Raw genomic sequence first — 24,033 nt, forward strand, 5'->3', positions numbered from 1 at the left:
CTGTCGTCGTTGCCGCCATAATAACCAGGGTTCTCATCCTCATCCCGTTACGCTTTGAACGCGCGCTCATACTCAGGCAATCTCATGACGGATTTCTTCGCGGATTTTTCCGATGCTCCGCCGGCGCCCGACGTCGACTGGTATCCCGATTGGCTGCCGCCCGCAACGGCGGTGCGGGCGTTGACGCAACTCATCGACGAAGTCGAATGGCGTCAGGACATGATGGGCACGCCCGCAGGCCGCGTGCCGTTGCCGCGGCTGACCGCCTGGCAAGGCGAGCCCGACGCGGTTTATGTCTACTCGGGCATTCGCAACGTGCCGCAACCGTGGACGCCGACGGTTGCCGAACTGAAGTCGGCCGCAGAGTCGGTTTGCGACGCGCATTTCAATAGCGTGCTGATCAACCGCTATCGCAGCGGCGCCGACAGCATGGGCTGGCACGCGGACCGCGAGCCCGAACTCGGCGCTCAGCCTGTGATCGCGTCGGTGAGCCTGGGCGTCGCGCGCACGTTCGATTTGCGGCACAACAGGAGCGGTGTCGTGCAGTCTTTTTCGCTCAAGGGCGGCAGCTTGCTGGTAATGAAAGGCAACACGCAGGCGGACTGGCGGCATAGGGTGCAGAAGGAGCCGCGCGTAGCGGGGGAGCGGATCAATCTGACGTTTCGCTGGGTGACGCCGCGCGCGGGTGCTCGCTGATGCCGGGGGCCGCTCGCGGCTGGCGCGGTTCGTATCTCCGACAGGTCGCTGCAGGTGCTTGCCCGTGTTGTCCTGGCCTTGAATCGGGCAGCTTCGCTTAGTCGGCGTCCAGACGTCGTCTTGCAGTGGCGGCGAGTCGACCGAACGGGAAGGTGCTGGCGGCGAGCGCCGTGGTATTCGGAAAATATTCGCGCGCAATGTCGGTCAAGATCTGGCCCGGCGGCGCTTCGATCAGCACGCGCGCGCCCATTTCCTGCATGACCGTGAGCGCGTCGAACCAGCGCACGGTGTAGCGCATATTGGTTGCGAGATCGTCGCGGATCGCGTCCGCCGTGTACAAAGGGCGGCCGCCGCGGTTGCCGACATACGTGCTGTGCGGCGCGTGAAACGGTATTTCCTGTGCGTAGGCCAGCAAGCCGTCCGCGGCCTGCGCGAGCAATTCGCAATGCGACGGTACGCTCACCGCGAGGCGCGTGGCCTTGCGTGCGCCTGCGGCCAGCGCGCGTGCGATGAAGGCGTCGAGCGCGTCGTTTGCGCCCGCCACGACAATCTGGCGCGGTGCGTTCACGTTGCCGATATAGACTTGCTGCCGGTCTTCATCCGCATGCCGCGCGGCGAGCGTTTCCACCTGATACTCGGTCAATCCCGAGATTGCCGCGAGACCGTAGCCGGATGGGTACGCGGTCTCCATCAGTTCGGCGCGGCGGCGAACCATCTTCAACGCGTCTGCGAAATGAATCGCGCCGCAACTGACTGCCGCCGCGTATGCGCCGACCGATAAACCCGCGCTGATCTGCGGCACGAGCTGTTCGCCAGCCAGTGCGCGCGTGATCGCCACGCCCGCGACCGTCAGGCCGATCTGCACGGAGACGGTCGAGCGCAAAGCGTCCGGCGTGTCCAGCGTGCGCACATCGACGCCGAGTACCTGCGAAGCTTCCTCGAGCGTGTCGCGCACTGCATCGTGCTGCGGCAGACGATGCAGGAACCCATCGGTCTGCGCGCCTTGTCCGGGGAAAAGCAGGGCGAGCATCAGGCGTTGTCGCCGTGCGCCGCGGTGGCCCACGGATCGGGAATCAGGCACGGACCGCTTGCGTGGCGCGCCATCACGCGTGGTTTGCCCGCTGCCCATTCGGCCAGGGCCACGCCGCCCGCAGGTGTGTCGAGTTGCGCGTCCACGCGAACGCCGGCGCGTTGCGCCAGCGCTTGCAGATAGTCCTGCAATTGAATCGCGAGGTTTCGCGCGAGCGGTTTTTCATAGGCTCGAATGAGCAGGTCGAGATCGCTCGATGCCGTCACCGTCGGTGTCTGTGTCGCCAGTTCAAAACCGGCGCTGCCGGTCGGTCCCCAGACGAATGCGCCCAACGGGCCGGCCACATCGTCCTGCAACGCGGCGAGTGCGGCGAAAGCGGGCAATGCGGTGCGCGCGGCGAGTGGAGCGCGTGACGCGAGCGTTTCCGGCGACACCGCAGTCACCACATCCGCCGACAACGCCCACGTAGCGTAGCGTTGCGACCGCCCGGCACCGCGCACACCGATCGCAACGAACCCGTCTGCCGCCAGCGCGCGTCTGACCACCGCATACGGTGCGCGCCCGAAAGCGTCGCGCACCCATGCCGGTTCAGCATCGAATGGCTGCAGACGTTGCAGGCGCAGCAAGTCGTGCGGCCGCCATCGCGCGTCGCACGACAACGCGTGGTCGATGGCAAACGGCGGCGCGGCGCACGCCTGCATTACACGGCATCCCATTGTTCGGCGAGACGCCGGTGCACTTCGATCGACGCCGCGCGATTCTTCTGCGCCTCAGCCGATTCCAGCCGATGCGCGAGGTTGCGGCGGCCGTCGTCGCGCACGCTGCGAATCTGTGCGGTCAACACCTGGCGCACGCGCTCGATCTGCGCGGCGTCCGGCGCGTCGGCATCGACGCCGTCGATCAACTGGTCGAGCAGTCCAAGCCTGGCGAACGACGCCATTGAGTACGACATCGGCACGATGGTTTCGCCGAGCGCGTCGAGTGCTTCGACCGTGCGGCGCGTGACGCGCGCGGCGGCTTCCTTGCCCATTGCGTGAACCATCGTACCGGGCGCGTCGAGCGCGACGATGCGGTTGGCCTGATAGCCGTGCGCGAGGAAAGCGCCCGACATCGCCGGCCCGACGATCAGCGCGATCACCGGATGACCCGCGTCGCGCGCGCTCGCGTAGGCGTCGACGGCGGCCGCGCACGCGAGGTGAATGCCGAGCATCTCCTCGCGATAGCCGTACGCCTGGCTTTTCACATCGACGATCGCCACGATCGGGCGGCGCGTGCCACTCGCTTCGTCTCGTGCCATCGCGTCGCGCACGGCGCGCGCGAGCCGCCAACCCTGTTCGAGGCCGACGACGTTATCGGTCGCGCGCGGAAAGCGGTTGGAAGGATCGGGCACGACCGCGAAGAAGTGGGCCGTTTCGCCGCCGAGTGGCGCGTCGGCGCTCCACACGGGAGCGTGGCTGACCGATTCGCCGGCAAGCGCCCGGAACCAGCGCGCACCGCGGCTGGGTTGTACGTCGCTCATACCTGCTCCTTGCGCAATGTGTTCCGCGCGTTCTGCACGTGACGGTTGAATACGTCACGCATGGTTTCCGGCGTGACGGTGGCGGGATCGATCTGCGCGAGCCGGTTCAGGAAAATGTCGACCTGTTCGCTGCGATGCGCGGCCGGCACACCCTGCGCGAACGCGGCATGCACGGCGGCGCGCACCGCGTCGGCGTCGTCGTCGACCAGTTGATCGGCGAGCGCGGTCGCCGTGCGCTGTTCGCCGCCGATCAGTTGCCACACGCGGCGGCGATCGCTGGCGTCGAGTTCCTCGATGCCGGCCTCCTGTTCGATCACCTCGGGGCCGTTCATGCCGAGCCGCCCCTGCTTCGTGACGACCAGGTACGAGCACAACGCCGCGGCCAGCGACATGCCGCCGAAGCACCCGACCATGCCCGCGATCACGCCGACCACCAGCACATGCCGGCGCAACGCGACGATGGCCGCCTGAATCTCCGCGATCACCGCGAGGCCGAGGTTGGCTTCCTGCAACCGCACGCCGCCCGTTTCGAACAGCACGACCGGCCGCACGATCTTGCCGCGTTCGCAGTCGCGCAACGCCAGTTCGAGCGCGGCGGCGATCTTGCTGCCCGACACTTCGCCGATGCTGCCGCCCTGGAACGCGGATTCGATCGCGGCGACCACGGCGGGCTCGCCGCCGATGGTGCCGCGCGCGATCACGCAGCCGTCATCCGCCTGGCAGACGACGCCTTGCAACGGCAGCCACGGCGATTCGATCCGGTCGAACGGGCCGAGCAGTTCGCGGAAGGTGCCCGCATCCAGCAGCGAGCGGGCGCGTTCGCGCGCCGGCAGTTCGATGAAACTTTCGCGCAGCAGCGGCGCGGGATGGGTGCTCGCAACCGTATTCATGCGTCGTCTCCCTGTTCGGCGGCTTCGACGGCTTCCGCGAGCCGCAACGCGACCACACCGGGCGTTGCGCCGAAGTCGTTGATTTCGATTTGCGCGGCGCCGTCGTAGCGGGTGAAAAAGCGGTCGAGCACGCTTTTCCAGATGTGGCTGTAGCCGTCGACGCTGGTGCGTACGACCACATGCGCCGCCAGCGCGCCAGCCTGGCCGGCGGGCGAGAGCAGCACTTCCAGATCGCCCGAGCCCACCACGCCGACATGCGCGCGGGTCGTGACGGCGCGTTGCGCCGGATAGTCGAAGGTCAGATGTTCCATGTGTCCGGGCTCCCGTTGGCGTCGTGATGGGCCAGCATGTCGAGAAAGAGGGTGGCGGCGAGCAGATCGGCTGCGCCGCCGGGCGATGCGTTGAGCGTCAGCAGGTTGCGTTCGAGTGCGGCGAGCGCTTCGAGGCCCGCCGGCGTCGAACTGCCGCCCGCGTCCAGCACACGCTGCGCGCCGTGTTGTCCGGCGTGCAAGCCGGGCAGTCCCGCGCGATGCAGCAGGCAGGTGTCGTCCAGCTTTGCCATGATCGAGAGCAGCGTGTCGAGGCGCGCGGCGTTTTCGCCGATGCCTCGCTCGCGCGCCGCGAGCAACGCAGGCAGGCCGACCTCGATGACGTGCGGAAAGCCGTCTTGCGCTTCGCGGCGCGCGCCGCCGACGTGATAGCGCTGACGCGCGCGTTCGCCGTGACTGTCGGAGGGCGCGGCGAAGCGGTCCGGAAAGCAGGCGATCTGCGCGGCACCCGTGCAGATCCGCGACGCATTCGGACGCACGGCCCCGGCGGGCAACGACGCGCCCGCGACCAGCAGCCCGACGATCCAGATCGCGCCGCGATGCGCGTTGGTGCCACCCGTGGCATGCAGCATGTCGAGTTCCCCCGCGCGGCCGATCTGTGCGAGCTCGGTGCGCAACAACGCGGACGGTTCGCCGCGGCGGCGCGCCGCGCGCGCGAGTGTCGCGAAGGTCGGTTCGAGCGCGTGCGCGGAGCGCAGCATGGTGTCGAGATCGAGGTCGCGATGGGCGCCGCTGCCGCGCCGGTCGACCAGCGCAGGTTTGGGGGTCAGTTGGGCCTCGTCGATCAGCGCGGTGATGGCGTAGCGGGCCAACTGTGTGTCGGAAAGGGTGGGCGCGAGGCGGGCGGCGCGAGCGGCCTCGTGCGAAATGTCGGCGCCATTGGCGCATTCCGCGACCCCGGCAGCTTCGCCAACCTCGGCGACGCCGGCCAGCCCGACGGTTCCGCCAAACTCGAAGGGCGAATCAACTGCCGGCGCGCGTGCAGCGTTAGCGCGCGGCGCCGGCGCTTCGTCTCGCGCGCACAATCGCGCACTCAAAACAGCGGGCGCCATGCTCACCAGCTCCTGAAGCGCGCCGGCGGCTCATACAGGCCACCCGACCACGTCACCAGATCGTCGATGCTGCGCGCCGCCAGCAGCGAGCGCTTGGCCTCGCCGCGACGAATGCCCAGATCCTCCGGATACGCGACGATGCCGCGCCGGCGCAACTCCGAGGTCTTCTCCGGTTTGGCGCGCAGTCCGATCGGCGTTACGCCGGCCACGGCGGCGATCGCCGCGCGCCGCTCGTCGATGCCTTCGGCCTTGTGCAGATGCGCGATGCCTTCCTCGGTGACGACGTGGCTGACGTCGTCGCCATAGATCATCACGGGTGCGATCGGCATGCCGCTTTTCGCGCCGACCGCGACGGCGTCGAGTTCATCGACAAAGGTCGGCTCGCCGCCTTTCTTGTAGGTCTCGGCCATCTGCACGACGAGTTTGTGGCCGCGCGACACCGGGCCCTCGTCGCGCAGCAGCTTGAGCCACGCTTCGCTCGAATGACGCCGGCCGCGCGGATCGTGGCCCATGTTCGGCGCGCCGCCGAACCCGGCCAGACGCCCGCGCGTGACGGTCGACGAATTCGCGTCCGCATCGATCTGCAGGGTAGAGCCGATGAACAGATCGACGCCGTATTGCCCGGCCAGCTGGCACAGCACGCGGTTCGAGCGCAGGCTGCCGTCGTTGCCGGTGAAGAACACGTCGGGACGCGCCTCGATATACGCCTCCATGCCGACCTCGCTGCCGAAGCAATGAATGCTGTCGACCCAGCCCGATTCGATCGCGGGAATCATGGTGGGGTGCGGATTGAGCGTCCAGTTGCGGCAGATCTTGCCCTTCAGGCCGAGCGATTCGCCGTAGGTGGGCAGCAGCAGTTCGATCGCGGCCGTATCGAAACCGATGCCGTGATTCAGCGACGTTACGCCGTACGGTTCGTAGATGCCGCGAATCACCATCATCGCCGTGAGCACCTGCAGGTCGCCGATATGGCGCGGATCGCGCGTGAACAGCGGCTCGACGGCGAACGGCCGGTCCGCCTGCACGACCACGTCGACCCATGAACCCGGAATGTCGACGCGCGGCAGTTCGTCGACGATCTCGTTGACCTGCACGATCACGATGCCATGACGGAACGCGGCAGCCTCGGCGATGGTGGGCGTGTCTTCGGTATTCGCGCCGGTGTACAGATTGCCGTGACGGTCGGCCTTTTCCGCGCACAGCAGCGCGACGTGCGGCGTGAGATCCACGAACATGCGCGCGTACAACTCGACGTAGGTATAGATCGCGCCGATTTCCAGCTGGCCATCTTCGAGCAGTTGCGCGACCCGCAGACTCTGCGGGCCGGCAAACGAGAAATCGACCTTGTGCGCGATGCCGCGCTCGAATAGCGTCAGGTGCTCGGGACGGCCAATGCTCGAAATCAGCAGATGCACGTCGTGAATCTTTTGCGGATCGACCCTGGCGAACGAGCGGGACAGGAAGTCGGCCTGCTTCTGGTTGTCGCCTTCGAGCGCGACGCGATCGCCCGGTCGAATCAGCGTTTCGAGCGCATCGACGATGCGGCCCGGCGGCAGCACGCCGTCTTCGAGCCAGGGGGCGATGGCCGCGAGGCGACGGTTCTTTTCGTCGCGGCGCGTGGTCCACGAACGCGCGGGGGGGGCGGTTTCAGCGGGTCGGTTCATCGGCTTCTCTCAGTTCCCGGTGATGGCGCGCGGGGGTCTGCCGCGCGGCCTGGGTTGATTCGCGTGCGCGGCTTCGGCCTGTGCGCGCTCGGTCAGGAAACGGTAAAGCAGGTCGCCCGTGCCCAGCAGATGCGCAACGACCAACTGCTGCGCGGCGGGAATGTCGCGGCGCTGCACGGCATCGAGCAGGGCGGCATGTTCATTGTCGGACTCGCCCTTGTAGGACGGCAAGCCGAACTTCAGGCGCAGATATCTTTCACCGCGCCGGTGCAGCGTGCCGATCATGTCCTCGAGTTGCGGACGGGCGGCGGGCCCATACAGGCTCATGTGAAACGCGACATTGCGCTCGACGTAGAGCGATGGGTCGGCCTCGCGTTCGGCGGCTCGGCACAGCCTGGCACTTTCGCGCAGCGTGGCGGCGGTGTGACGGGGAATGGCGAGCCCGATGGCGAGGCTCTCCAGCGCCGAGCGGATCTCGTAGATTTCGCGCGCTTCTTCCGCTGACAAAGGCGCGACCGTGGCGCCCTTATGAACCGCGGCTTTGGCCCAACCCTCGCTCTCCAGCTGACGCAAGGCCTCGCGCACGGGAATTGCGCTGACAGAAAAGTGCCGCGCGATCGCGTCCTGCCGCAGCGGCGCGCCAGGCGCCAGCGTGCCGTTGACAATCGCCTCACGCAGCGCCTCCGCGATGACGCGGGACGCGCTCTCACGCGGCGGCGCCGCGGGTAAGAGCGGGCTGCGCGCCGGGGCGTCCAGGGGAAAACCATCTATTACATCGTTCATGATATCAAATATTATATATGAAAAGACGCGATTTACAGGCGGGCAAACCCGAAATTTTTTTCGCCGCTCTGTCCGCGACGTCCTCTGACCGACGGTCTTGCGAGGACGCCCGGTTCATCGACAAACGCGCTAATCCGTTGTTTTTCGTTACGTACGCCAACCATTGGACCGGAGGAGCATGATGAATTCACTAACCGACCGCACGTCGGTCACGCGGCGCCGCACGCCGCTGAATCGTTCGCAGATCGCAGGTTTCTGGGGCGCGTGGGCAGGCTGGACGCTCGACGGGATGGACTCGTTCATCTACGCGCTGGTGTTGACGCCGGCTTTGACCGAGCTGCTGCCGCGCTCGGGTTATGCGGCCACGCCGGCGAATGTCGGTCTCGCCGGCTCGATCCTGTTCGCACTGTTTCTGGTCGGGTGGGGGCTGTCGTTCATCTGGGGGCCGCTCGCCGATCGCTTCGGCCGCACCAAGGTGCTGGCCGGCACCATCTTCACGTTCGCGATTTTCACGGGGCTCGCGGCGACCTCGCACAACGTATGGGAGCTCGGCATCTATCGCTTCATTGCGGGTGTCGGCATCGGCGGCGAGTGGGCGCTGGCCGGCACGTATGTAGCGGAAGCGTGGCCGGAAGATCGCCGCAAGATGGGTGCCGGTTATCTGCAAACGGGCTACTACGCCGGCTTCTTCCTCGCCGCGGCGCTGAACTACACGGTCGGCGTGCATTACGGCTGGCGCGCGATGTTCCTGACCGGCGCGGTGCCGGTGGTGGTCGCGATTCTGATCCTGCTGCGCGTGAAGGAGTCGGAGAAGTGGCAGAAGGCCGAGGCGCGCCCCGTACGCACCAAGCCGCTGCGCGAAATCATGGGGCCGGTGTATCGACGCCGCACCTGGGTCGCATGCATCCTGCTGACGATCGCCATCATCGGGCTGTGGGCCGGCGCGGTGTACGAACCGTCCGCCGTGATCCAACTGGCGACCAAGGCCGGCATGGCCAAAAACGACGCGATCAGAACGGCGTCGCTGGCCACGGGGCTCCTGTCCATCGCGACGATTCTCGGCTGTCTTGCGTTGCCGCCGCTCGCCGAGCGCATCGGCCGCAAGAAGACGCTGGCGATTTACTTTCTGGGTATGGCGATAGCCATCGTCGGCAGTTTCGGCTGGGCGTTCTACTTGCCCAATGGACTCGCGCCGTTCATCGCGTGGCTCTTCGTGCTGGGGTTCTTCGGCGGCAATTTCGCGCTGTTCAGCCTGTGGTTGCCGGAGCAGTTCGAAACCCGCGTGCGGGCGACGGCGTTTGCGTTCTGCACCTCGTTCGGGCGGTTCGTCGGCGCGGGCGTCAACTTTCTGCTCGGCGCGGCGGTGCTGCATATGCATACGCTCGGCGTGCCGGTGGCGCTGACGGCGCTCGTGTTTATCGTCGGCCTGTTCGTGATTCCGTTCGCGCCGGAGACGAAGGGCGAGGTGTTGCCGCAGTGAAGTTGGCCGTTTGGCCGAGTGGCGGGCAGAACTGCAAGCGGGCATCCTTTCCATCCGTTAGAGACGTAGTTTTTTCTACAGTTTCGAATGGCCCAATCTGTACAGGATCCGGTACAATGATTGCCGGTGGCTCGAGGTGCCTTTTTGCCTCGAGCCACCGGCTTTGCATATGGTCGCGCTTCGTACGGGCATCCGTCGACAGTGGAATCGTCCCTAACTTTTGACAGGAGCGACTGGAGGGCAACCTCCCAGTCAGGAAAACGAATGAACGTCCTTACTTATAGCGAGGCGCGTGCCGGCTTTAAGCAGGCGATGGACGACGTCTGCCGCGATCACATGCCCATGCTGATCACGAGGCAGACGGGCGAAAACGTGGTCATGGTTTCGCTCGAGGATTTCAATGCGATGCAGGAGACCCTGTATCTGCTGAGTTCGTCGAAGAACGCCCAGCGGCTCGCCCGATCTATCGCTCAACTGAACGCCGGCGGTGCGACTGCGCGCGAACTGCTGACCGATGAACAGACACAAAAGCCGCAACGAGGAGGCCGCAAGGGCTGACAGCATTTTTATGTTCACCGACGACGCGTGGGACGATTACCTGTATTGGCAAGAGACCGACCGGAAGGTCGTGCGCAAGATCAATACGCTGCTGGAGGAGTGCAGGCGCGATCCTTATTGCGGCACGGGGAAGCCAGAGGCGTTGATGGGCAGTATGAACGGATTGTGGTCGCGCCGTATCACGCTGGCCGACCGCCTTGTCTACTTGCCGCGAGACGGAAAGATCTACGTGATCGCCTGTCGCTTCCACTACGACAGCTGAGCGAAACCGGGTGAAAACACCCGGGTTTTTATGCAGCGCTTCGACCCGGCCGGGCGCACCGGCATCTCAATCCACCTGCCGCCGCGCCCGCCAGCCAGGCCGCAGCATCGAAAGCAGCGGCCATCCGAGATTCACGCCCAGACTCGCCACCACGATCAACACCATGCCCGTAAGTTGCGGGATGGACAACGCCCGTCCGTACACAACGGCATCGACCACGATCGCGGTCAGCGGATACACGAACAGCAATACGGCGATGACCGGCGTGCTCAGCTTGGGCAACGCGCCGTAAATCAGCACATACGACAGCCCCGTGTGCAGCACGCCCATGCCGACCAGCCAGAACCACTGCATCGGGCTAATATGCGCGGCGGTGAGCGGCGCGATGAACGGCAGGCACACGACACCGACCGCGCACTGCGTGAGCGTCAGCAGATGCGGGCGCAAACCGCCGAGCCCTTTGGCGATCAACGTGACGCTCGCGTACAGCACCGAACCGACCAGCGCTTCGCCGACGCCGATCAGATAGCTCGTATGGTCCTGCAAATTCTGCGTGGCCGCGACGCCCGACGCGAGTACGAGTCCCGCGAAAGCGGCCGCGATCCAGCCGAGCCGGTCCATGCCGAGCCGCTCGTTGAACAACGCAGCGCCGATCAGCACGACCCAGAACGGCTGCACATGAAACACCACGGTGGCGACCGCGATGCTGGTGCGATGAATCGCGTCGAAGAAACCGACCCACTGCGTGACCATCAGCACGCCCGTGATCAGTGCCAGCGTGACGGTGCGTCGCGTGAAATGCGCGTGCGTGAAGAAGCCTTTCCACGCGCAATACGCGGCCAGCGAGAGAAAGCCGAACAGGCAGCGAAAGAACACCAGCACTAGCGCACCGAGCTGTGCTTCCTCGACGAAGATGCCGAGCGTGCCCATCAGAAGCCCGCCGCAGGCCAGCGTGATGGCGCCTTGTTGACGTTCGGTGAGGGACATGCGCCGTGGTCTCCTTGATCTGATGTCGCGAGTATTGCGCGGCTTGCACGGCTCCGACAAACGAATTAAATTGAGCAATTCCATAAGCGGAATTGATGAATCATGCACCCCGAATTCGACGTCGATCTGCTGCGCACCTTCGTCGCGGTAGTGGAAACGGGCAGCTTCACGAAGGCGTCGGCGACCGTGCATCGCTCGCAGGCGGCCGTCAGCATGCAGATCAAGCGGCTCGAAACCATGCTCGGCACAACGCTGTTCGCCCGCAACACGCGCAATCTGTCGCTCACGCGGCCGGGCAATACGTTGCTCGAATACGCGCGGCGCGTGCTGGCGTTGCATGAGGAGGCGTGGTCGGCGATCGTGCGGCCCGAAGTCACCGGCCGCGTGGTGCTCGGCGCACCGGATGATTACGTCTCCTCGCTGCTGTCGCCCGTGTTGCGGCGTTTTTCGAATCTGTATCCGCACGTGGAGATCGAGATCGTCTGCGCGCAGAGCACGTCGCTCGCGCCGATGCTGGCCGATAACAAGATCGATCTCGCTTTCGTCACGCGCGACCGCAAGTTGCGCGGCGAATTCGTGCGCAGCGAGCCGATGGTGTGGGTGGGCGCGTCGCTGGACACGCCGGTGCTGGCGGCGTCGCCGCTGCCGGTGGGACTCTATGAGCCGGGCTGCGTGGCGCGCCAGCATACGCTGGCCGCGCTGGACGGCGCGCGGATCCGCTATCGCGCGGCATTCAGCAGCGCAAGCCTGATGGGACTGGTGGCAACCGTGGATGCGGGTTTGTCGGTGATTGCGCTCACGCGTTGCAGCGTGCCGCCGCGGCTAACGATTCTCGGTGAGGCGCAAGGCCTGCCGAAGATCGCGCCGCTGGAAATCGTGGTGGCGCGCAGCGCCAAGTCGGATCGGCCGACCTGCGATTATCTGGCCGCGCAGATGATGCAGGATCTGTCGCAGCGGCCTCAGGCTCGCGCGTAAGCCGTCACCTCGCCGTCCACCGCGAGCCGCACCTGCTCGCCCGGCCGCGGACAAAGATAACCGGGCACGCGCGCGCGGACCATCGTCCGCGTGTCGGAACGCAACTGCAGCGCGACGCCCGCGTCCTGCCCCTGGAAGGTCACTTCGGTGACCACGGCGTCGTGAATCCCCGCGCCGTCGGGCATCGTTTCTTCGGCGCGCAGCAGGCGGATCTGCTCGGGCCGCACCATCACATCGACCGCGCCCTGGCCGACCGGCCCGGATAACGGCAACTCGCCCAGTTCACAGCTCACGCGGTCCTGCCTCACCACGCCCGGCAACAACACCGCTTCGCCGACGAACGACGCCAGCTCGCGCGTCACCGGCCGGCGATAGAGCGTTTCCGGCGTCGCCGTCTGGATCAGCCGGCCGTTCCATAGGACCGCCACTTCATGCCCGAGCGACAACGCCTCGGATTGATCGTGCGTCACCAGCACGGCTGTCGCACCGGTCGCGGCCAGCGCGCTGGCCACGGCTTGCCGGGTTTCGAGCCGCAACGCGGCGTCGAGCGACGAGAAGGGCTCGTCGAGCATCACCAGCGTAGGCGACGGCGCGAGCGCGCGCGCCAGCGCGACGCGTTGCTGCTGGCCGCCCGATAGCTGTTGCGGCGCGCGTTCGCCGAAGTTCGCCGGCAAGCCGACCAGCTCCAGCAACTCGGCCACGCGATGCCGTGCGCGGCGTTGCGCGCGCGGCAGGCCGAACACGATGTTGTCCGCCACGGACAGATGTGGAAACAGCGCGCCTTCCTGCGGCACGTAGCCGATATGGCGCTGTTCCGACGGCACATGCAGACCGTCGCCGGCCACGCGGCGGCCGTCGATCTCGACACTGCCGTTATCCGCGCGTTCGAAACCGCACAAGAGGCGCAGCAGGGTGGTCTTGCCGCTGCCCGACGGACCGAGCAGCGCGAGCAGCATGCCGCGCTCGACGGACAGGTCGATGCCGTGCAGCACCGGCAGGCCGTCGAATGATTTTTGCAGCCCGCGGATACGAAGTTCGCTCATGAAAATCCGATGGTAAAAGCGCGGCGCGTCAGCCGCGTTCGCCGAGTAGCGCCGATTTGCCGAGCAGCGCGAACAGCAGCCCCGAGGCGAACAGCGAAATGCCGGTGAGTAGCGCCGCATACGGCGCGGCCGCGGCGAACGCCATCGTCGAGGTGTCGGCCCAGACCTGGGTGGCGAGTGTTTGCGTGTCGAGCGGAGAGAGCAGCAGCGTCGCGTTCAGTTCGGTGACGACCGAGATGAACACCATCGCCGCGGCCGCGCCGAGTCCGGGCGCCGCCAGCGGCAACACCACGCGAAACAGCGTTTGCGACCAGTTCAGGCCGAGTGCGCGCGCGGTCTCTTCGAGGCGCGGCTGCGCCTGCATGAAGGCGGCGCGCACACTGACCAGCGCCACCGGCATGAACAGCATCGCGTAGGCGATCACCAGCAGCGTTGCGCTCTGATAGAGCGGTTGCAGCACGTGTACCGCGAGCGACACGATCGCCAGCGCGATCACCAGACCCGGCACGCCTTGCGCGAGAAACACCGTGCGTTCGAACAGCGTCGCGAAACGGGTCGGATAGCGCACCAGCAGGAACGCGAGCGGCACGACGAGCAGCGTGGTCAGCAACGCGGCGGCAAGGCCGAAACCGAGCGAGGAGAGCGTGGCGTTGAACAGCAGTTCGGGCGAAACGTCGGCCGGCGTGACGGCGGCCGCGCCCGGTTGCGTGAGCCAGTAGCCGATCATGCCGAGCGGCACGCCCAGCGTCGTGACCGACAGCAGCGCAAAGCCCGCGACGACGATCCAGCGCCATACGCCGAGGTCGTAGCGCAGGACCGCGCGCCGTGTTCCGCGGTCGACGCGTTCATAACGCGCCGCACCGCGCACACGAAACTCGAAGGCCAGCACGATCAGGCAGATCACGATCAGCAGGCACGCGAGCAGCGAAGCGCCGCCGCCATCGAAACTGGTGCGGAATTCCGCGTAGATCTGCGTGGTGAACGTGCGAAAACGCAGCAGCGTAAACGCGCCGAATTCGGACAGCACGCCGAGCGCCACCAGCAGCATGCCGCCGAGCAGCGCGGGGCGTAGTTGCGGCAGCACCACGCGAATGAAGGTCGTCCATCGGTTGCAGCCGAGTGCGCGCGCGCTTTCTTCGAGCGCGGGATCCATGCTGCGCAGGGCGGCGGCGACCGGCAGATAGACGAGCGGGAAATACGCGCAGGTGAGCACCAGCAACGCGCCCGCGAAGTCCTGCAGATCCAGGCTCAGCGACACCCACGCATAGCTCGAGATGAACGCCGGCATGGCGAGCGGCGCGGCGCTCAACACGGCCCACGCGCGGCGTCCGGGCAAGTGCGTGCGTTCGACGAACCATGCGGCGGCCGTGCCGATCACGGCGGAAACCAGCGTGGTCGAGACGGTGATCATCAACGTGTTGACCAGCAACTCGCCGACGAGCGGGCGGAACACCAGATCGACCGCCTCGGCCGCGCCGAAGCTCGCTGCGCGCCAGAACGTAAACGCAATCGGCAGCAACACCAGCAAAGCGCTGAGTGCCGCTGCCGCGAACAGACCGCGCGGCGCGCGCGAACGGGCGCGCGCCGGGATAGGGGAGACAGCCGGTGGGCCGGCTGACAAAGCTTCGCTCATTTACAGCAGGCCTGCCTGACGCAGCAGCTTGCCGGCCTGGCTGTCGTCGCCGAGTTGCTGGATCGTCAGCGGCGGCGGGCTCAGTTCGGCAAAAGGCTTGAGGATCGGATCCGGTGCGATGCCTGCGTGCAGCGGATATTCGAACATCACGTGGCTGTTCGCCATCAACTGTTGCGCGCGGTCGCTGACCAGGTACGCGAGAAACTTCTGTGCGCCGTCCGCGTTGTGGGCGGACTTGAGCACCGCGGCGCCCGACACGTTCACCGCCGCGCCGGCGTCGCCGTTGCCGAAATGATAGATCGCGCTGCGGGTTTTGCTATCGCCGAGTTCGGCATGCAGACGCGCCCAGTAGTAGTTGTTGATCAGGCCGGTCGCGACACCGCCGCGGTTCACGGCGGCGACCACGCCTTCGTCGTCGTCGAAAATCTGCGCGTTGGCTTTCAGGCCCTTGAGCCATTGCACCGTTTGCGCTTCGCCCTTCAGCGCGAGCACGGCGGAGACGAGCGGCAGAAAGTCGCCGTCGCTCGGGGCAATACCGATCTTGCCTTTCCATTCCGGCCTGGCGAGATCGAACAGCGATTGCGGCAGTTGCGCTGCCTGGACCTTGGTGGTGTTGTAGGCGAGCACGTTTTCACGCGCGGTCACCGCGACCCATGCGCCGCTCGGCGAGCTGAAACGCGCCGGCACGGTGGCGAGCGTCGAGCTGTCCACCTTGCTCAGCAGGCCTTTCTCTTCGAGCAGCATCAGCTCCGGCGAGTTTTCCGTGAAGTACACGTCGGCGGGTGTGGCGGCGCCTTCGGCGACGATCTGCGCGGCCATCGCCGGGCCTTCGCCGTTGCGGATCTTCACCGAGATGCCCGACTGTTTTTCGAAGTCCCTGGCAAGCAGATTGACGACCTGCTCGTGCTGCGCGTTATACAGCGTGATCGACGCGGCCTGAGCCGCCGAGGGCATCGTCGCGAAAGCGGCCAGCATGAGCGCGGCCACGCTGCCCAGAACACGCAGACGAGTGCCAAACGAGTTGTAAGCCATGATTCAGAGTCCGTTGTGATGTTGTAGTTGATTTGTGTTTTGTTGACTGCCCTGCGTGCTTCAGGTCTCGAACAATCCCGCGCCGATATACGAACCCGGCTTCGCGCCCGGCGGCACGGCGAAAATCGCGCTGCCGACATGCGTCGTGAACTGGTTCATCATGTCGAACTTCGCGAGTCTGTCGTTGATCGGAATGAAGCCGGTGCGCGGGTCGCTCTGATGCGCAATGAAGATGAGGCCCGCGTCGTACTCCGTTTCCTGGCGCCATGGCGGCCAGCGTTCGATATAGAAGTTGGTGCCGTCGTTATACGAGTACGAACGGCGCAGAATCTGCGCGCCGTTGTTGCTCGCCTGATTCGACAGACGCACGTGCGAGTTCTCCGGAATCACCGGATTGCCGTCCTTGTCCTCTTCCTTCAGGTCGACGGCGTCGAACTCGTTCTTCTTGCCGATCGGCGCGCCGCTGTACTTGTGGCGCCCGAACACCTGTTCCTGGAAGTCCAGTTCGGTGTTGTCCCAGTGCTCCAGCGTGATGCGGATGCGCCGCACCACGGTGTAGGTGCCGCCTTCCATCCACGGCGCGTCGGCGCTGGCGCCGGCCCACACGAACTGGTTCATCAACTGCGGCTTCGCGGTGGACGGATTGTTGGTGCCGTCCTTGAAGCCCATCAGATTGCGTGGCGTCTGACCGCGCGGACCCGACAGGAAGCCGGACTGGCCCCAGCGCATCGCCGCCGTGCCGTACGCCATGCGCGACAATTGACGCACAGCGTGAAACGCAACCTGCGCGTCGTTCGCGCAAGCCTGGATGTACAGGTCGCCGCCGGTTTTCTCCTTGATCAACTGGTCGCCGTTAAAGCGCGGCAGATCGACGAGCGCGGCGGGGCGGCGCGCGGCGAGGCCGTAGCGATCCTTGCCTTCATGCGTGAAGAGGCCGGGGCCGAAGCCGAAGGTGATCGTCAGCCCGCACGGGCCGAGGCCGAGCACGTCGCCGGAATCGGGCGCGGCCTTGTTGTCGCCGGCATCGCCCGTGGGCAGCGGCGCGGCCGTGCCGCCTTGCGTGAGACGCGCGGCCGCCTCGGTCCACGCACGCAGCAGGGCGATCACGTCGTCACGCTTCTCGGTGGTCAGATCGAGTGCGGCGACGTACGTGTGGCTTTGCTGCGGCGTGACGATGCCGCCCTGATGCGCGCCGTAGAACGGCTCGACGGCCATCTGCGGATCGGCGGCGGCATGCGGCTGCGTTTTGCCGAGCGCATTCTGCGGCGCAGCCAGGCCCGCGCCGAGGCTCGCGCCCGCCGCGACCGCGACGCCGCCCGCCTTGAGGAACCCGCGCCGTGAGGGCCGCGGGGGTTGATCATTTGCCATGGTTACTTCACCTTCGTTTGGCTTTGGAATGCGCGACTTACTTCGCGAGCACCAGCGTGTTCACGTCGTCCTGCACGTAGTAGAAACCGTCGCCTTCAGGCGTCATCGCGAGGCCGAACAGGTCGCCGTTGCCCGGGGGCGATTGCGCCTTGTCGGTGTCGATCCAGCGCGCGTAAATCTGCTTGCCGCTGGCCGGATCGATTTCCACGATCTGGCCGTTCAGCGCATTGGTCACGAGCAGGTGGCCGTTGGGCGCGGTCACCATCGCGAGCGGCCGGTGCAGCAGGCCGTCGGCGGTCAGTTGACGGCCGACGCCCGCGCTCGTGTCGCGCGTCATGGGTTCGTCGATTTCGGTGATGCGGTTGCCGATCGCGTCGGAGACATACAGCAGTTTCTGATCGCCCGAGAGCGCGAGGCCGGTCGGGCCGACGAGGAACACGCCCTTGTCCGCCTGGGCGCCGAAGCCGCTGCCCACCACCGTTTCCTTCTTCACGACCGGCGGCTTGCCGGCCGGCACGTCGAGATCCAGACGCAGCACGGTGGCCTGCTTGAACACCGGCGGATTGCCGTCCGCGCCGCCCACGCCGAAGCCGGCCATGCTGACGAACAGCGTCGCGCTGGTGCCGTTGTCGACTACCGCCATGTTGCCCCACGGATCGTTGATGTTCGGGCTGCTGATGGTCGAGGCGACCTTGCCTTGCGGATCGATCACGATCAGGCAGCCGGCGCCCTTCGTGCCGGTGGTGCCGTCGTTGCTCGGCGTGCTGCCGACGATCACGTAGCCGGACTTCAGCATCGTCATCGCGGTCGACAGGCCGATGCCGCCGGGGCATTCCTTCAGGTCGCGCGGCACCGTGGCGAACACCGTCATCTCTTTGGTGTCGGGGTGATAGTTGATGATCGTGCTGCCGGTGCCCTGCAGATTGGTTGAGTTATTGAAGTTGCCGACCAGCACATCGCCTTGCTTGACCGTGCCGGCCGTGACCGGCGCGACCACCACGGCGTACGGATTCTGGTCGCCGTTGCCCGGCACGGTGTTGATCAGCGTGGTGTGATGCTTGACGGTTTCGAGGAAACCTTGCGGTTCGGCGTGCGCGCTGCCGGCGCTCACGAATGCGGCTGCGCCGACAGCGGCGGCGATCAGGGCCCGCGCGGCGCGCGGCGAAAACTTGCGCGTGGGGTTGTTCACGATTGAGCCTCCGTGCCTGCGCACAAAGCGGGGGTTGCGGTCATGATCGAAAGCATGGGATTCGATATTGTCGGTAGCGTGTGAATTGGGCGCGGGTGTCATCAGAAATTGATGTTGGTCCGCAGGCCGATGACGAACGTGTTGCGCAGCGGTTGCGTCGGATCGTTCGGATTCTGGCCGGCGCCGGCGTTGAAGGTGTATTGCGCATCGGCTTGCAGTTGCCACCACGGATTGACCTGATACTGGTAGGTCGCCTCGAGCGTGGTTTCACTGGTGCGCACGCCATAAGGACCGTTGCTGAATGCGCGGCTGTCCAGATCGAGGCCGTTCACGTGGTTGCCGACCTTGATGTAGGTGAGCGCGAGGCCCACGCTGTCGTTGTCGCGGCCGGCGAACGGCGCTTTCATCACCACGCCGAGGTTGGCGGCGAGGCTCACCAGGTTGCGGTCGCCGGGCGCGCCCATCACGCGCGCGAATACGCCGATGCTGCGCGCCTCGTCCGGGTCCGGACGCCAGATCATCTGGTCGGCCACCGCGTAGATGCTGTAGTCGCCGTGATGATTCTGGGCGACGCCGCTGGTGGCCGGACTGGCGAGCGACAGGCCGGTGTTGTCGTAGCGTTGGTCCGCGAAGCTGCCGTTGTTGTACCAGACACCGAGCTTGTAGGTGCCGGGCAAACCGCCGCCGCCCGCGCCGACCATTTCGCCGTCGGCCGGCTGGTTGATCGCATACTGCAATTCGCCGATGAACAGCGTGCCGTTGTGCAGGTTGAAGTTGGTGCCGCTCTTGTTGTCGGGGTTGTTGCCGAGCGGATCGCCGTCGAATACGCCGGCCAGCGCGGTCAATGAAGGCGTGATCTGGCCGCGCACGCGCACGCCGAGGTCGGACAGCGGATACGCCGGGCCGCCGGACGGCATGTCATACGAGGGCAGGGCAGGCCAGCCGAACATCGTGTTGACGAACAGCGCCGAATACGTGCTGGTGATGAATTCCTGGTCGATACTTTGCTGACCGATCTTCACGTCGATGCGCCTGTTCAGGAACGACTGCTGATACCACAATTCCCACAGGCGAGTGGCGTCGTCCGCTTCGATGCCGCTCGCCGTGTTCAGCGTGCCGAGCTTGTTGGCGCTGAGATTGGCGCCGTGAATCTGCAACGCGCTGACATTGAACAGGCCGCCCGGCAGGCCGAATGCCTTTTGCGTGTCCAGTTGCACGGTGCCGGTCGTCAGGCCGTCGTAGTCGGCGCCGTGCGCGAGACCGCCGCGCAGGTTGGCGAGCACTTCGCTGGTTTCGGTGAGCGTGAAGGTCACGCCGTATTTGCCGAGCCAGGGGCGCAGGCCGCCGATGTCGCCGAGCATCTGCTGTCGATTCCAGAAGCCGGTCCACTGGTTCGTCTGGGTCGCCTGAATCTTCAGGTCGGCCTCGGGCGCTTCCGGCGTGGCGTCGGGATTGGCTTCGGCCATGGCCGCGCCGGCTGTCAGCGAAGCCCACGCGAACGCCGTGCAAAGCGCGGCGCGCCGCATGGAGGGCAAACAGGCGAGGCGCGAACGGCGCGCCGCACTGGCGCGTGGCACGGAATCGCGAAACGGACGCGCTTTCACGCGGGGTCCGTTGAAATGGGCGAACTTCATCGAAATCCTTATTGGTGTTGTATCGACTGATTTGAACCGTTGCGGCACGTCGCCGCGTGTCCGCGATTTTGCCGCATCGGTTCGCGACACCAACTGCAGCAGATGGCGAGATCGTACGCATGCGAAATAGGTGCGTCAACACAAATGAGAACGATTCGCATCAATATTACTGACATATAACTTTGCTCTTTACGCACTGCTACGAAAGGCTATTTGCATGTAATTCGCGGTGAATGTGATCGTAATGAAACCGTATGGTGGTGGTCCTATCGAACGCGTTGCGGGGTGTGCTGTCGAATCCGCACACCTACCCATAACGCCCATTCAGGAGATAGATATGAACAAACGCATGGTGTTGATTTCGTTGCTGGCGAGCGGCGGTTTGCTGGTGAGCGGCGTGTCGAATGCGCAGCTGAATCTCAAGCAGTTCGGCATAGGCGGCGGTGACAGTTCGGCGGGCGCTGGGGCGACGGCGTCGTCGGGCGGCGTGTCGCAACTGTTGCAGACCTATGTGGGCGCGAACCAGCAGGTGCTCAGCGGGCAGTCGAGTCTTGCCTCCGCGATGGGTATGAGCAGTGCGGCAGGACAGGCGCAGCAGGCGGCGGGATTGCTGAGCGGCGGCACGCCTTCGGTGAGTCAGTTGACCCAGGTCGGCAGCACGCAGCAGTCGCTCTCGCAAACGCTGACCCAGGCCTTCGCGAGCCGGGCAGGCGGCACGGCGTCGGCTACGCCGATCAACAAGGAGGCCTTTACTGACGGTTTGTCTTCGCTCGGTAAGGGCGTGAGCCAGTACTCCAGCCTGCAGTCGGGGCTCGGCAGCATCGGCCAGATGAGTCCGTCGTCGCTGCTGCAGGCGGGCATGAATCCGCAGACGGCGCAGAGCGCCTCGTACATCGCACAATCGGCGCCGGGCCAGTTGCAATCGTTGATGTCGACGCTGAGCTCGGCCGTGCAGTTCGCGTCGAGCCACGGCATCAGCGTGCCGTCCATTGCGACCTCGGCGTTAAAGGGCGGACAGTAACACGCGGCTTCGGAGATAAGCGCCGCCCTCGCACGGGCGGCGCCGGCCGGTGCTACGAAAACAGCGAAGGACCGCGGCAGCGAGCCGGCCACAAAAGCGGCTATGATCGATTCCCGAAACCGCACGGTCGCACAGAACGGATCAGCGTCCGGCGCCCAAAACCATACCGGAAGCCTGCCGATGTCTCACACAGTGAATCTGGAAAACTACTTCGCCCGCATAGGCTACGACGGTCCGCGCGCGGCAACGCTGGAAGTGCTTCACACGCTTCACCGCTTGCACCCGCGCGCGATCCCGTTCGAGAACCTGAACCCGTTCACGCGGCGTCCTGTGAAACTGGATCTCGAGGCGGTGGAGCGCAAACTCGTCACCGGGCATCGCGGCGGCTACTGCTTCGAACAGAACGCGCTGTTCGCCGACGTGCTGCTTCAGTTGGGCTTCACGGTCACGCCATTGCTCGGTCGTGTGCTCTGGGGCCGCGAATCGGACGACGTTCCGCCGCGCACGCATATGGTTTTGCGCATCGACCTGAACGACGAAGCCTGGATCGCCGACGTCGGCTTCGGCAGCGTGACGCTGACCGCGCCGCTGCGGCTGACCGCGGGCCTCGCGCAGCCCACCGAACTCGGCACGTTCCGTCTTGCCGATGCATCGCGCGAGGCGCTCTATCTGGAAGTGCAGGCGCGTGACGAAAGCTGGGCGAGGGTGTACCGCTTCGATCTGCATCCGGTGGAGTGGATCGATTACGAAACCTCGAACTGGTACACGTCGACCTCGCCGGAAGCGGTTTTTGCGAGCACCCTGATCGTGTGCCGCGTGTTGCCCGAAGCGCGGCTCGCATTGCTCAACGATCAACTGAGCGAGCGCGCCGCGGACGGCCGGCTCATCAGCGAGCGGCAACTCAGGAGCGCGGGTGAACTTGCCGCGTGTCTGCGCGATCTGTTCGGCTTGAACACCGGCGAGTTCGACATCGCAGAGATATTCGAGCGCGTGCGCACGCCGGTCGCAACCGCATAGCAACGAACGGCCATGATCGCACGCCTCATTTTCCAAACCGTGGTCTGGCTGGTGGGCATGGGCGTGCTGCTGTTCGGCGCGGCGGGCACCTTTGCATGGCCGGCCGCGTGGTGGTACGTGATCGAGTTGGGCGTGCTGAGCCTGTGGATCGGTTTGTGGCTGGCGCGCCATGATCCCGGCTTGCTTGCCGAGCGGTTGTCGCCGTTCGTGCAGGAGCAGCAAAGCCGCTGGGACCGCATTTTCATGGTGGGCGTTTCGGTGACGTGGTGCGGCTGGCTGGTGCTGATGGCGTTCGACGCGATGCGCTTTCATTGGACCGCGCCACTGCCGGTCGCGCTGGTCAGCCTTGGCTCGCTCTGCGTGTTCCTGTGCCTCTTCATGTGCCGTTTCGTGTTCCAGGCCAATAGCTATGCCGCGCCGGTCGTCAAGATCCAGACGAGTCGCGGACATAAGGTGATCGACACCGGCCTTTACGCGCATGTCCGTCATCCCATGTATTCCGCCGCCCTGCTGATGTTCGTCGGCACGCCGTTGTTGCTGGGATCGTGGTGGGGTCTGGCCTTCGTGCCGGTCATGGTGCTCGCCATCGGCTGGCGCGCGGTGCGCGAAGAGCGGATGCTGGCCGCGCAACTCGACGGTTACGCGGACTACATGTCGCGCGTGCGTTACCGGTTCGTGCCGTTCGTCTGGTAGGCCGTATCGGGCCGCCGTTGCCGCCCGCGTGTCGGCTTGTCACGCATCAACCTGTCTAGACAAAACAAACTGCGCCGGCCCATGCGGCGGCGCATGCCAATCACGTTGCACACGTTGAAAACTCCCCGTCAACCCGCGTCGTACCGCATCGCCTAGGGGCTTACCCGATGACCCCGTCAATTTTCCACAAATTTTCTTGCGACGGCTTTTTGACTCATGCAGACTTGTCTATACAAATTAAGCAGCGGTGAAACACTCAGTTCGACGGTTTCCTCAATCAAAGGAGTTTGGACGTGAAAGTGAAGCGCACGACGGCAGCAAAAGCATTGATCGGCGCCGTGATCGGCGCCGCAGCGATTTTCGCGGCACCGGTGCAGGCCAAAGACTGGAAGACGGTGACGATCGCGCTCGAAGGCGGCTACGCCCCGTGGAATCTGACCTTGCCGGGCGGCAAGCTGGGCGGCTTCGAACCTGAACTGGTCGCCAACCTGTGCGAGCGCATCAAGCTGCAATGCAACCTCGTGGCGCAAGACTGGGACGGCATGATTCCCGGTCTGCAGGCAGGCAAATTCGACGTCCTGATGGATGCGATCTCGATCACGCCGGAGCGTGAAAAGATCATCGCCTTCTCGAAGCCATACGCCGCCACGCCCGCCACGTTCGCCATAGCCGACGCGAAGATTCTGCCCAAAGCCGCGCCGGGCGCGGGCGTCGTCAAGCTGACGGGCGATCCGAAGACCGACCAGCCGACCGTCGACGCTTTGCGCAAGCAACTGAAGGGCAAGACCATCGGCATCCAGTCGGGCACGGTCTACACCAAATTTATCAATGACGGCTTCAAGGACATCGCCACGATTCGAGTCTACAAGACCTCGCCCGAGCGCGATCTGGATCTGGCCAACGGCCGCATCGACGCTTCGTTCGACGACGTGACGTACTACGCGGCCAACATCGACAAGAAAGAAACCGCGTCGATCGTGATGGCCGGCCCGAAGATCGGCGGCCCGATCTGGGGGCCGGGCGAAGGTCTGGCATTCCGCAAGCAGGACGCCGATCTGAAAGCGAAGTTCGACACCGCGATCAGCGCCGCGCTTGCCGACGGCACCGTCAAGAAGCTCTCCAACAAGTGGTTCAAGACCGACGTCACGCCTTGATTTAGCGGGCGCCCGCGGGCCGCT

Annotated in this window: 24 protein-coding genes; 9 read left to right on the forward strand and 15 right to left on the reverse strand. The window is 65.5% G+C overall.

The window, feature by feature from the left end; translation table 11 throughout:
- Positions 1 to 84 precede the first annotated feature (84 nt).
- Entirely contained in the window at positions 85 to 696 is a 612-nt protein-coding gene (locus PDMSB3_RS25770) for an alpha-ketoglutarate-dependent dioxygenase AlkB family protein (RefSeq protein WP_165188145.1), read from the forward strand.
- Positions 697 to 793: 97 nt separating this feature from the next.
- On the opposite strand, the gene mdcH is transcribed toward PDMSB3_RS25770, so the two are convergent.
- From mdcH to PDMSB3_RS25810, 8 genes are read right to left on the reverse strand one after another with little or no spacing between them, the layout of a single operon-like run.
- On the reverse strand, positions 794 to 1,726 hold the full coding sequence (mdcH, locus tag PDMSB3_RS25775; protein WP_165188147.1) for a malonate decarboxylase subunit epsilon: 933 nt from the start codon (positions 1,724 to 1,726) through the stop codon (positions 794 to 796).
- On the reverse strand, positions 1,726 to 2,427 hold the full coding sequence (locus tag PDMSB3_RS25780) for a malonate decarboxylase holo-ACP synthase (RefSeq protein ID WP_007176852.1): 702 nt from the start codon (positions 2,425 to 2,427) through the stop codon (positions 1,726 to 1,728). Before PDMSB3_RS25780 ends, mdcH begins: the two co-directional genes overlap by 1 nt.
- Positions 2,427 to 3,245 carry a biotin-independent malonate decarboxylase subunit gamma gene (gene mdcE, locus PDMSB3_RS25785; RefSeq protein WP_007176853.1) on the reverse strand — a complete coding sequence of 273 codons (819 nt, stop codon included), beginning with the start codon at positions 3,243 to 3,245 and terminating at the stop codon, positions 2,427 to 2,429. Before mdcE ends, PDMSB3_RS25780 begins: the two co-directional genes overlap by 1 nt.
- A complete protein-coding gene (locus PDMSB3_RS25790; protein WP_165188149.1) occupies positions 3,242 to 4,135 on the reverse strand; it encodes a biotin-independent malonate decarboxylase subunit beta in 894 nt (297 codons plus the stop codon). The genes mdcE and PDMSB3_RS25790 overlap by 4 nt, the downstream gene beginning before the upstream one ends.
- Entirely contained in the window at positions 4,132 to 4,446 is a 315-nt protein-coding gene (locus tag PDMSB3_RS25795) for a malonate decarboxylase subunit delta (protein WP_165188151.1), read from the reverse strand. Before PDMSB3_RS25795 ends, PDMSB3_RS25790 begins: the two co-directional genes overlap by 4 nt.
- A complete protein-coding gene (locus PDMSB3_RS25800) occupies positions 4,434 to 5,516 on the reverse strand; it encodes a triphosphoribosyl-dephospho-CoA synthase (RefSeq protein WP_232064329.1) in 1,083 nt (360 codons plus the stop codon). Before PDMSB3_RS25800 ends, PDMSB3_RS25795 begins: the two co-directional genes overlap by 13 nt.
- Before the next feature lie 2 nt (positions 5,517 to 5,518).
- Positions 5,519 to 7,180 (reverse strand): malonate decarboxylase subunit alpha, encoded by a 1,662-nt coding sequence (gene mdcA, locus PDMSB3_RS25805; protein WP_007176857.1) that lies wholly within the window; start codon positions 7,178 to 7,180, stop codon positions 5,519 to 5,521.
- Between the two features lie 9 nt (positions 7,181 to 7,189).
- Positions 7,190 to 7,963, reverse strand: coding sequence for a GntR family transcriptional regulator (locus PDMSB3_RS25810; RefSeq protein WP_007176858.1), 774 nt, complete (start codon positions 7,961 to 7,963; stop codon positions 7,190 to 7,192).
- A gap of 181 nt (positions 7,964 to 8,144) precedes the next feature.
- Here PDMSB3_RS25810 and PDMSB3_RS25815 point away from each other — a divergent pair, with 181 nt between their 5' ends.
- The 3 genes from PDMSB3_RS25815 to PDMSB3_RS25825 all read left to right on the forward strand — a co-directional run bounded on the left by PDMSB3_RS25815 (position 8,145) and on the right by PDMSB3_RS25825 (position 10,263).
- Complete coding sequence (locus PDMSB3_RS25815) at positions 8,145 to 9,443, forward strand: MFS transporter (protein ID WP_007176859.1); 1,299 nt, start codon at positions 8,145 to 8,147, stop codon at positions 9,441 to 9,443.
- 264 nt (positions 9,444 to 9,707) lie between these two features.
- Positions 9,708 to 10,001 carry a type II toxin-antitoxin system Phd/YefM family antitoxin gene (locus PDMSB3_RS25820; RefSeq protein ID WP_007176860.1) on the forward strand — a complete coding sequence of 98 codons (294 nt, stop codon included), beginning with the start codon at positions 9,708 to 9,710 and terminating at the stop codon, positions 9,999 to 10,001.
- 10 nt (positions 10,002 to 10,011) lie between these two features.
- Positions 10,012 to 10,263, forward strand: a complete 252-nt coding sequence (locus tag PDMSB3_RS25825; RefSeq protein WP_007176861.1) for a Txe/YoeB family addiction module toxin — start codon at positions 10,012 to 10,014, stop codon at positions 10,261 to 10,263.
- A gap of 66 nt (positions 10,264 to 10,329) precedes the next feature.
- Here PDMSB3_RS25825 and PDMSB3_RS25830 read toward each other — a convergent pair whose 3' ends face one another.
- Positions 10,330 to 11,250, reverse strand: a complete 921-nt coding sequence (locus tag PDMSB3_RS25830; protein WP_007176862.1) for a DMT family transporter — start codon at positions 11,248 to 11,250, stop codon at positions 10,330 to 10,332.
- Between the two features lie 102 nt (positions 11,251 to 11,352).
- On the opposite strand from PDMSB3_RS25830, the gene PDMSB3_RS25835 reads away from it, so the two are divergent.
- Complete coding sequence (locus PDMSB3_RS25835) at positions 11,353 to 12,225, forward strand: LysR family transcriptional regulator (RefSeq protein ID WP_007176863.1); 873 nt, start codon at positions 11,353 to 11,355, stop codon at positions 12,223 to 12,225.
- Here the strand turns inward: PDMSB3_RS25835 and PDMSB3_RS25840 are convergent.
- The 6 genes from PDMSB3_RS25840 to PDMSB3_RS25865 all read right to left on the reverse strand — a co-directional run bounded on the left by PDMSB3_RS25840 (position 12,210) and on the right by PDMSB3_RS25865 (position 20,124).
- Positions 12,210 to 13,268 (reverse strand): ABC transporter ATP-binding protein, encoded by a 1,059-nt coding sequence (locus PDMSB3_RS25840; protein WP_007176864.1) that lies wholly within the window; start codon positions 13,266 to 13,268, stop codon positions 12,210 to 12,212. The genes PDMSB3_RS25835 and PDMSB3_RS25840 overlap by 16 nt on opposite strands.
- 28 nt (positions 13,269 to 13,296) lie before the next feature.
- A complete protein-coding gene (locus PDMSB3_RS25845; protein ID WP_007176865.1) occupies positions 13,297 to 14,901 on the reverse strand; it encodes an ABC transporter permease in 1,605 nt (534 codons plus the stop codon).
- On the reverse strand, positions 14,902 to 15,933 hold the full coding sequence (locus tag PDMSB3_RS25850) for an iron ABC transporter substrate-binding protein (protein WP_007176866.1): 1,032 nt from the start codon (positions 15,931 to 15,933) through the stop codon (positions 14,902 to 14,904). It lies immediately after the preceding gene.
- Positions 15,934 to 15,993: 60 nt separating this feature from the next.
- On the reverse strand, positions 15,994 to 17,301 hold the full coding sequence (gene efeB, locus PDMSB3_RS25855; RefSeq protein ID WP_007176867.1) for an iron uptake transporter deferrochelatase/peroxidase subunit: 1,308 nt from the start codon (positions 17,299 to 17,301) through the stop codon (positions 15,994 to 15,996).
- Between the two features lie 37 nt (positions 17,302 to 17,338).
- Positions 17,339 to 18,490 carry an NHL repeat-containing protein gene (locus tag PDMSB3_RS25860; protein WP_035517134.1) on the reverse strand — a complete coding sequence of 384 codons (1,152 nt, stop codon included), beginning with the start codon at positions 18,488 to 18,490 and terminating at the stop codon, positions 17,339 to 17,341.
- A gap of 101 nt (positions 18,491 to 18,591) precedes the next feature.
- On the reverse strand, positions 18,592 to 20,124 hold the full coding sequence (locus PDMSB3_RS25865; protein WP_165188153.1) for a carbohydrate porin: 1,533 nt from the start codon (positions 20,122 to 20,124) through the stop codon (positions 18,592 to 18,594).
- A 337-nt stretch (positions 20,125 to 20,461) separates the two neighbouring features.
- On the opposite strand from PDMSB3_RS25865, the gene PDMSB3_RS25870 reads away from it, so the two are divergent.
- From PDMSB3_RS25870 to PDMSB3_RS25885, 4 genes are all read left to right on the forward strand, one after another.
- Positions 20,462 to 21,145, forward strand: a complete 684-nt coding sequence (locus PDMSB3_RS25870; RefSeq protein ID WP_165188155.1) for a hypothetical protein — start codon at positions 20,462 to 20,464, stop codon at positions 21,143 to 21,145.
- A 180-nt stretch (positions 21,146 to 21,325) separates the two neighbouring features.
- Entirely contained in the window at positions 21,326 to 22,162 is an 837-nt protein-coding gene (locus PDMSB3_RS25875) for an arylamine N-acetyltransferase family protein (RefSeq protein WP_165188157.1), read from the forward strand.
- Between the two features lie 12 nt (positions 22,163 to 22,174).
- The gene (locus tag PDMSB3_RS25880; protein WP_007176872.1) at positions 22,175 to 22,855 is read left to right on the forward strand and encodes a methyltransferase family protein; all 681 of its coding nucleotides are present in this window, start codon (positions 22,175 to 22,177) and stop codon (positions 22,853 to 22,855) included.
- A gap of 293 nt (positions 22,856 to 23,148) precedes the next feature.
- The gene (locus PDMSB3_RS25885) at positions 23,149 to 24,009 is read left to right on the forward strand and encodes a transporter substrate-binding domain-containing protein (protein WP_007176873.1); all 861 of its coding nucleotides are present in this window, start codon (positions 23,149 to 23,151) and stop codon (positions 24,007 to 24,009) included.
- Positions 24,010 to 24,033 lie beyond the last annotated feature (24 nt).

This window comes from Paraburkholderia dioscoreae (assembly GCF_902459535.1).
In the GTDB taxonomy this organism is placed as follows: domain Bacteria; phylum Pseudomonadota; class Gammaproteobacteria; order Burkholderiales; family Burkholderiaceae; genus Paraburkholderia; species Paraburkholderia dioscoreae.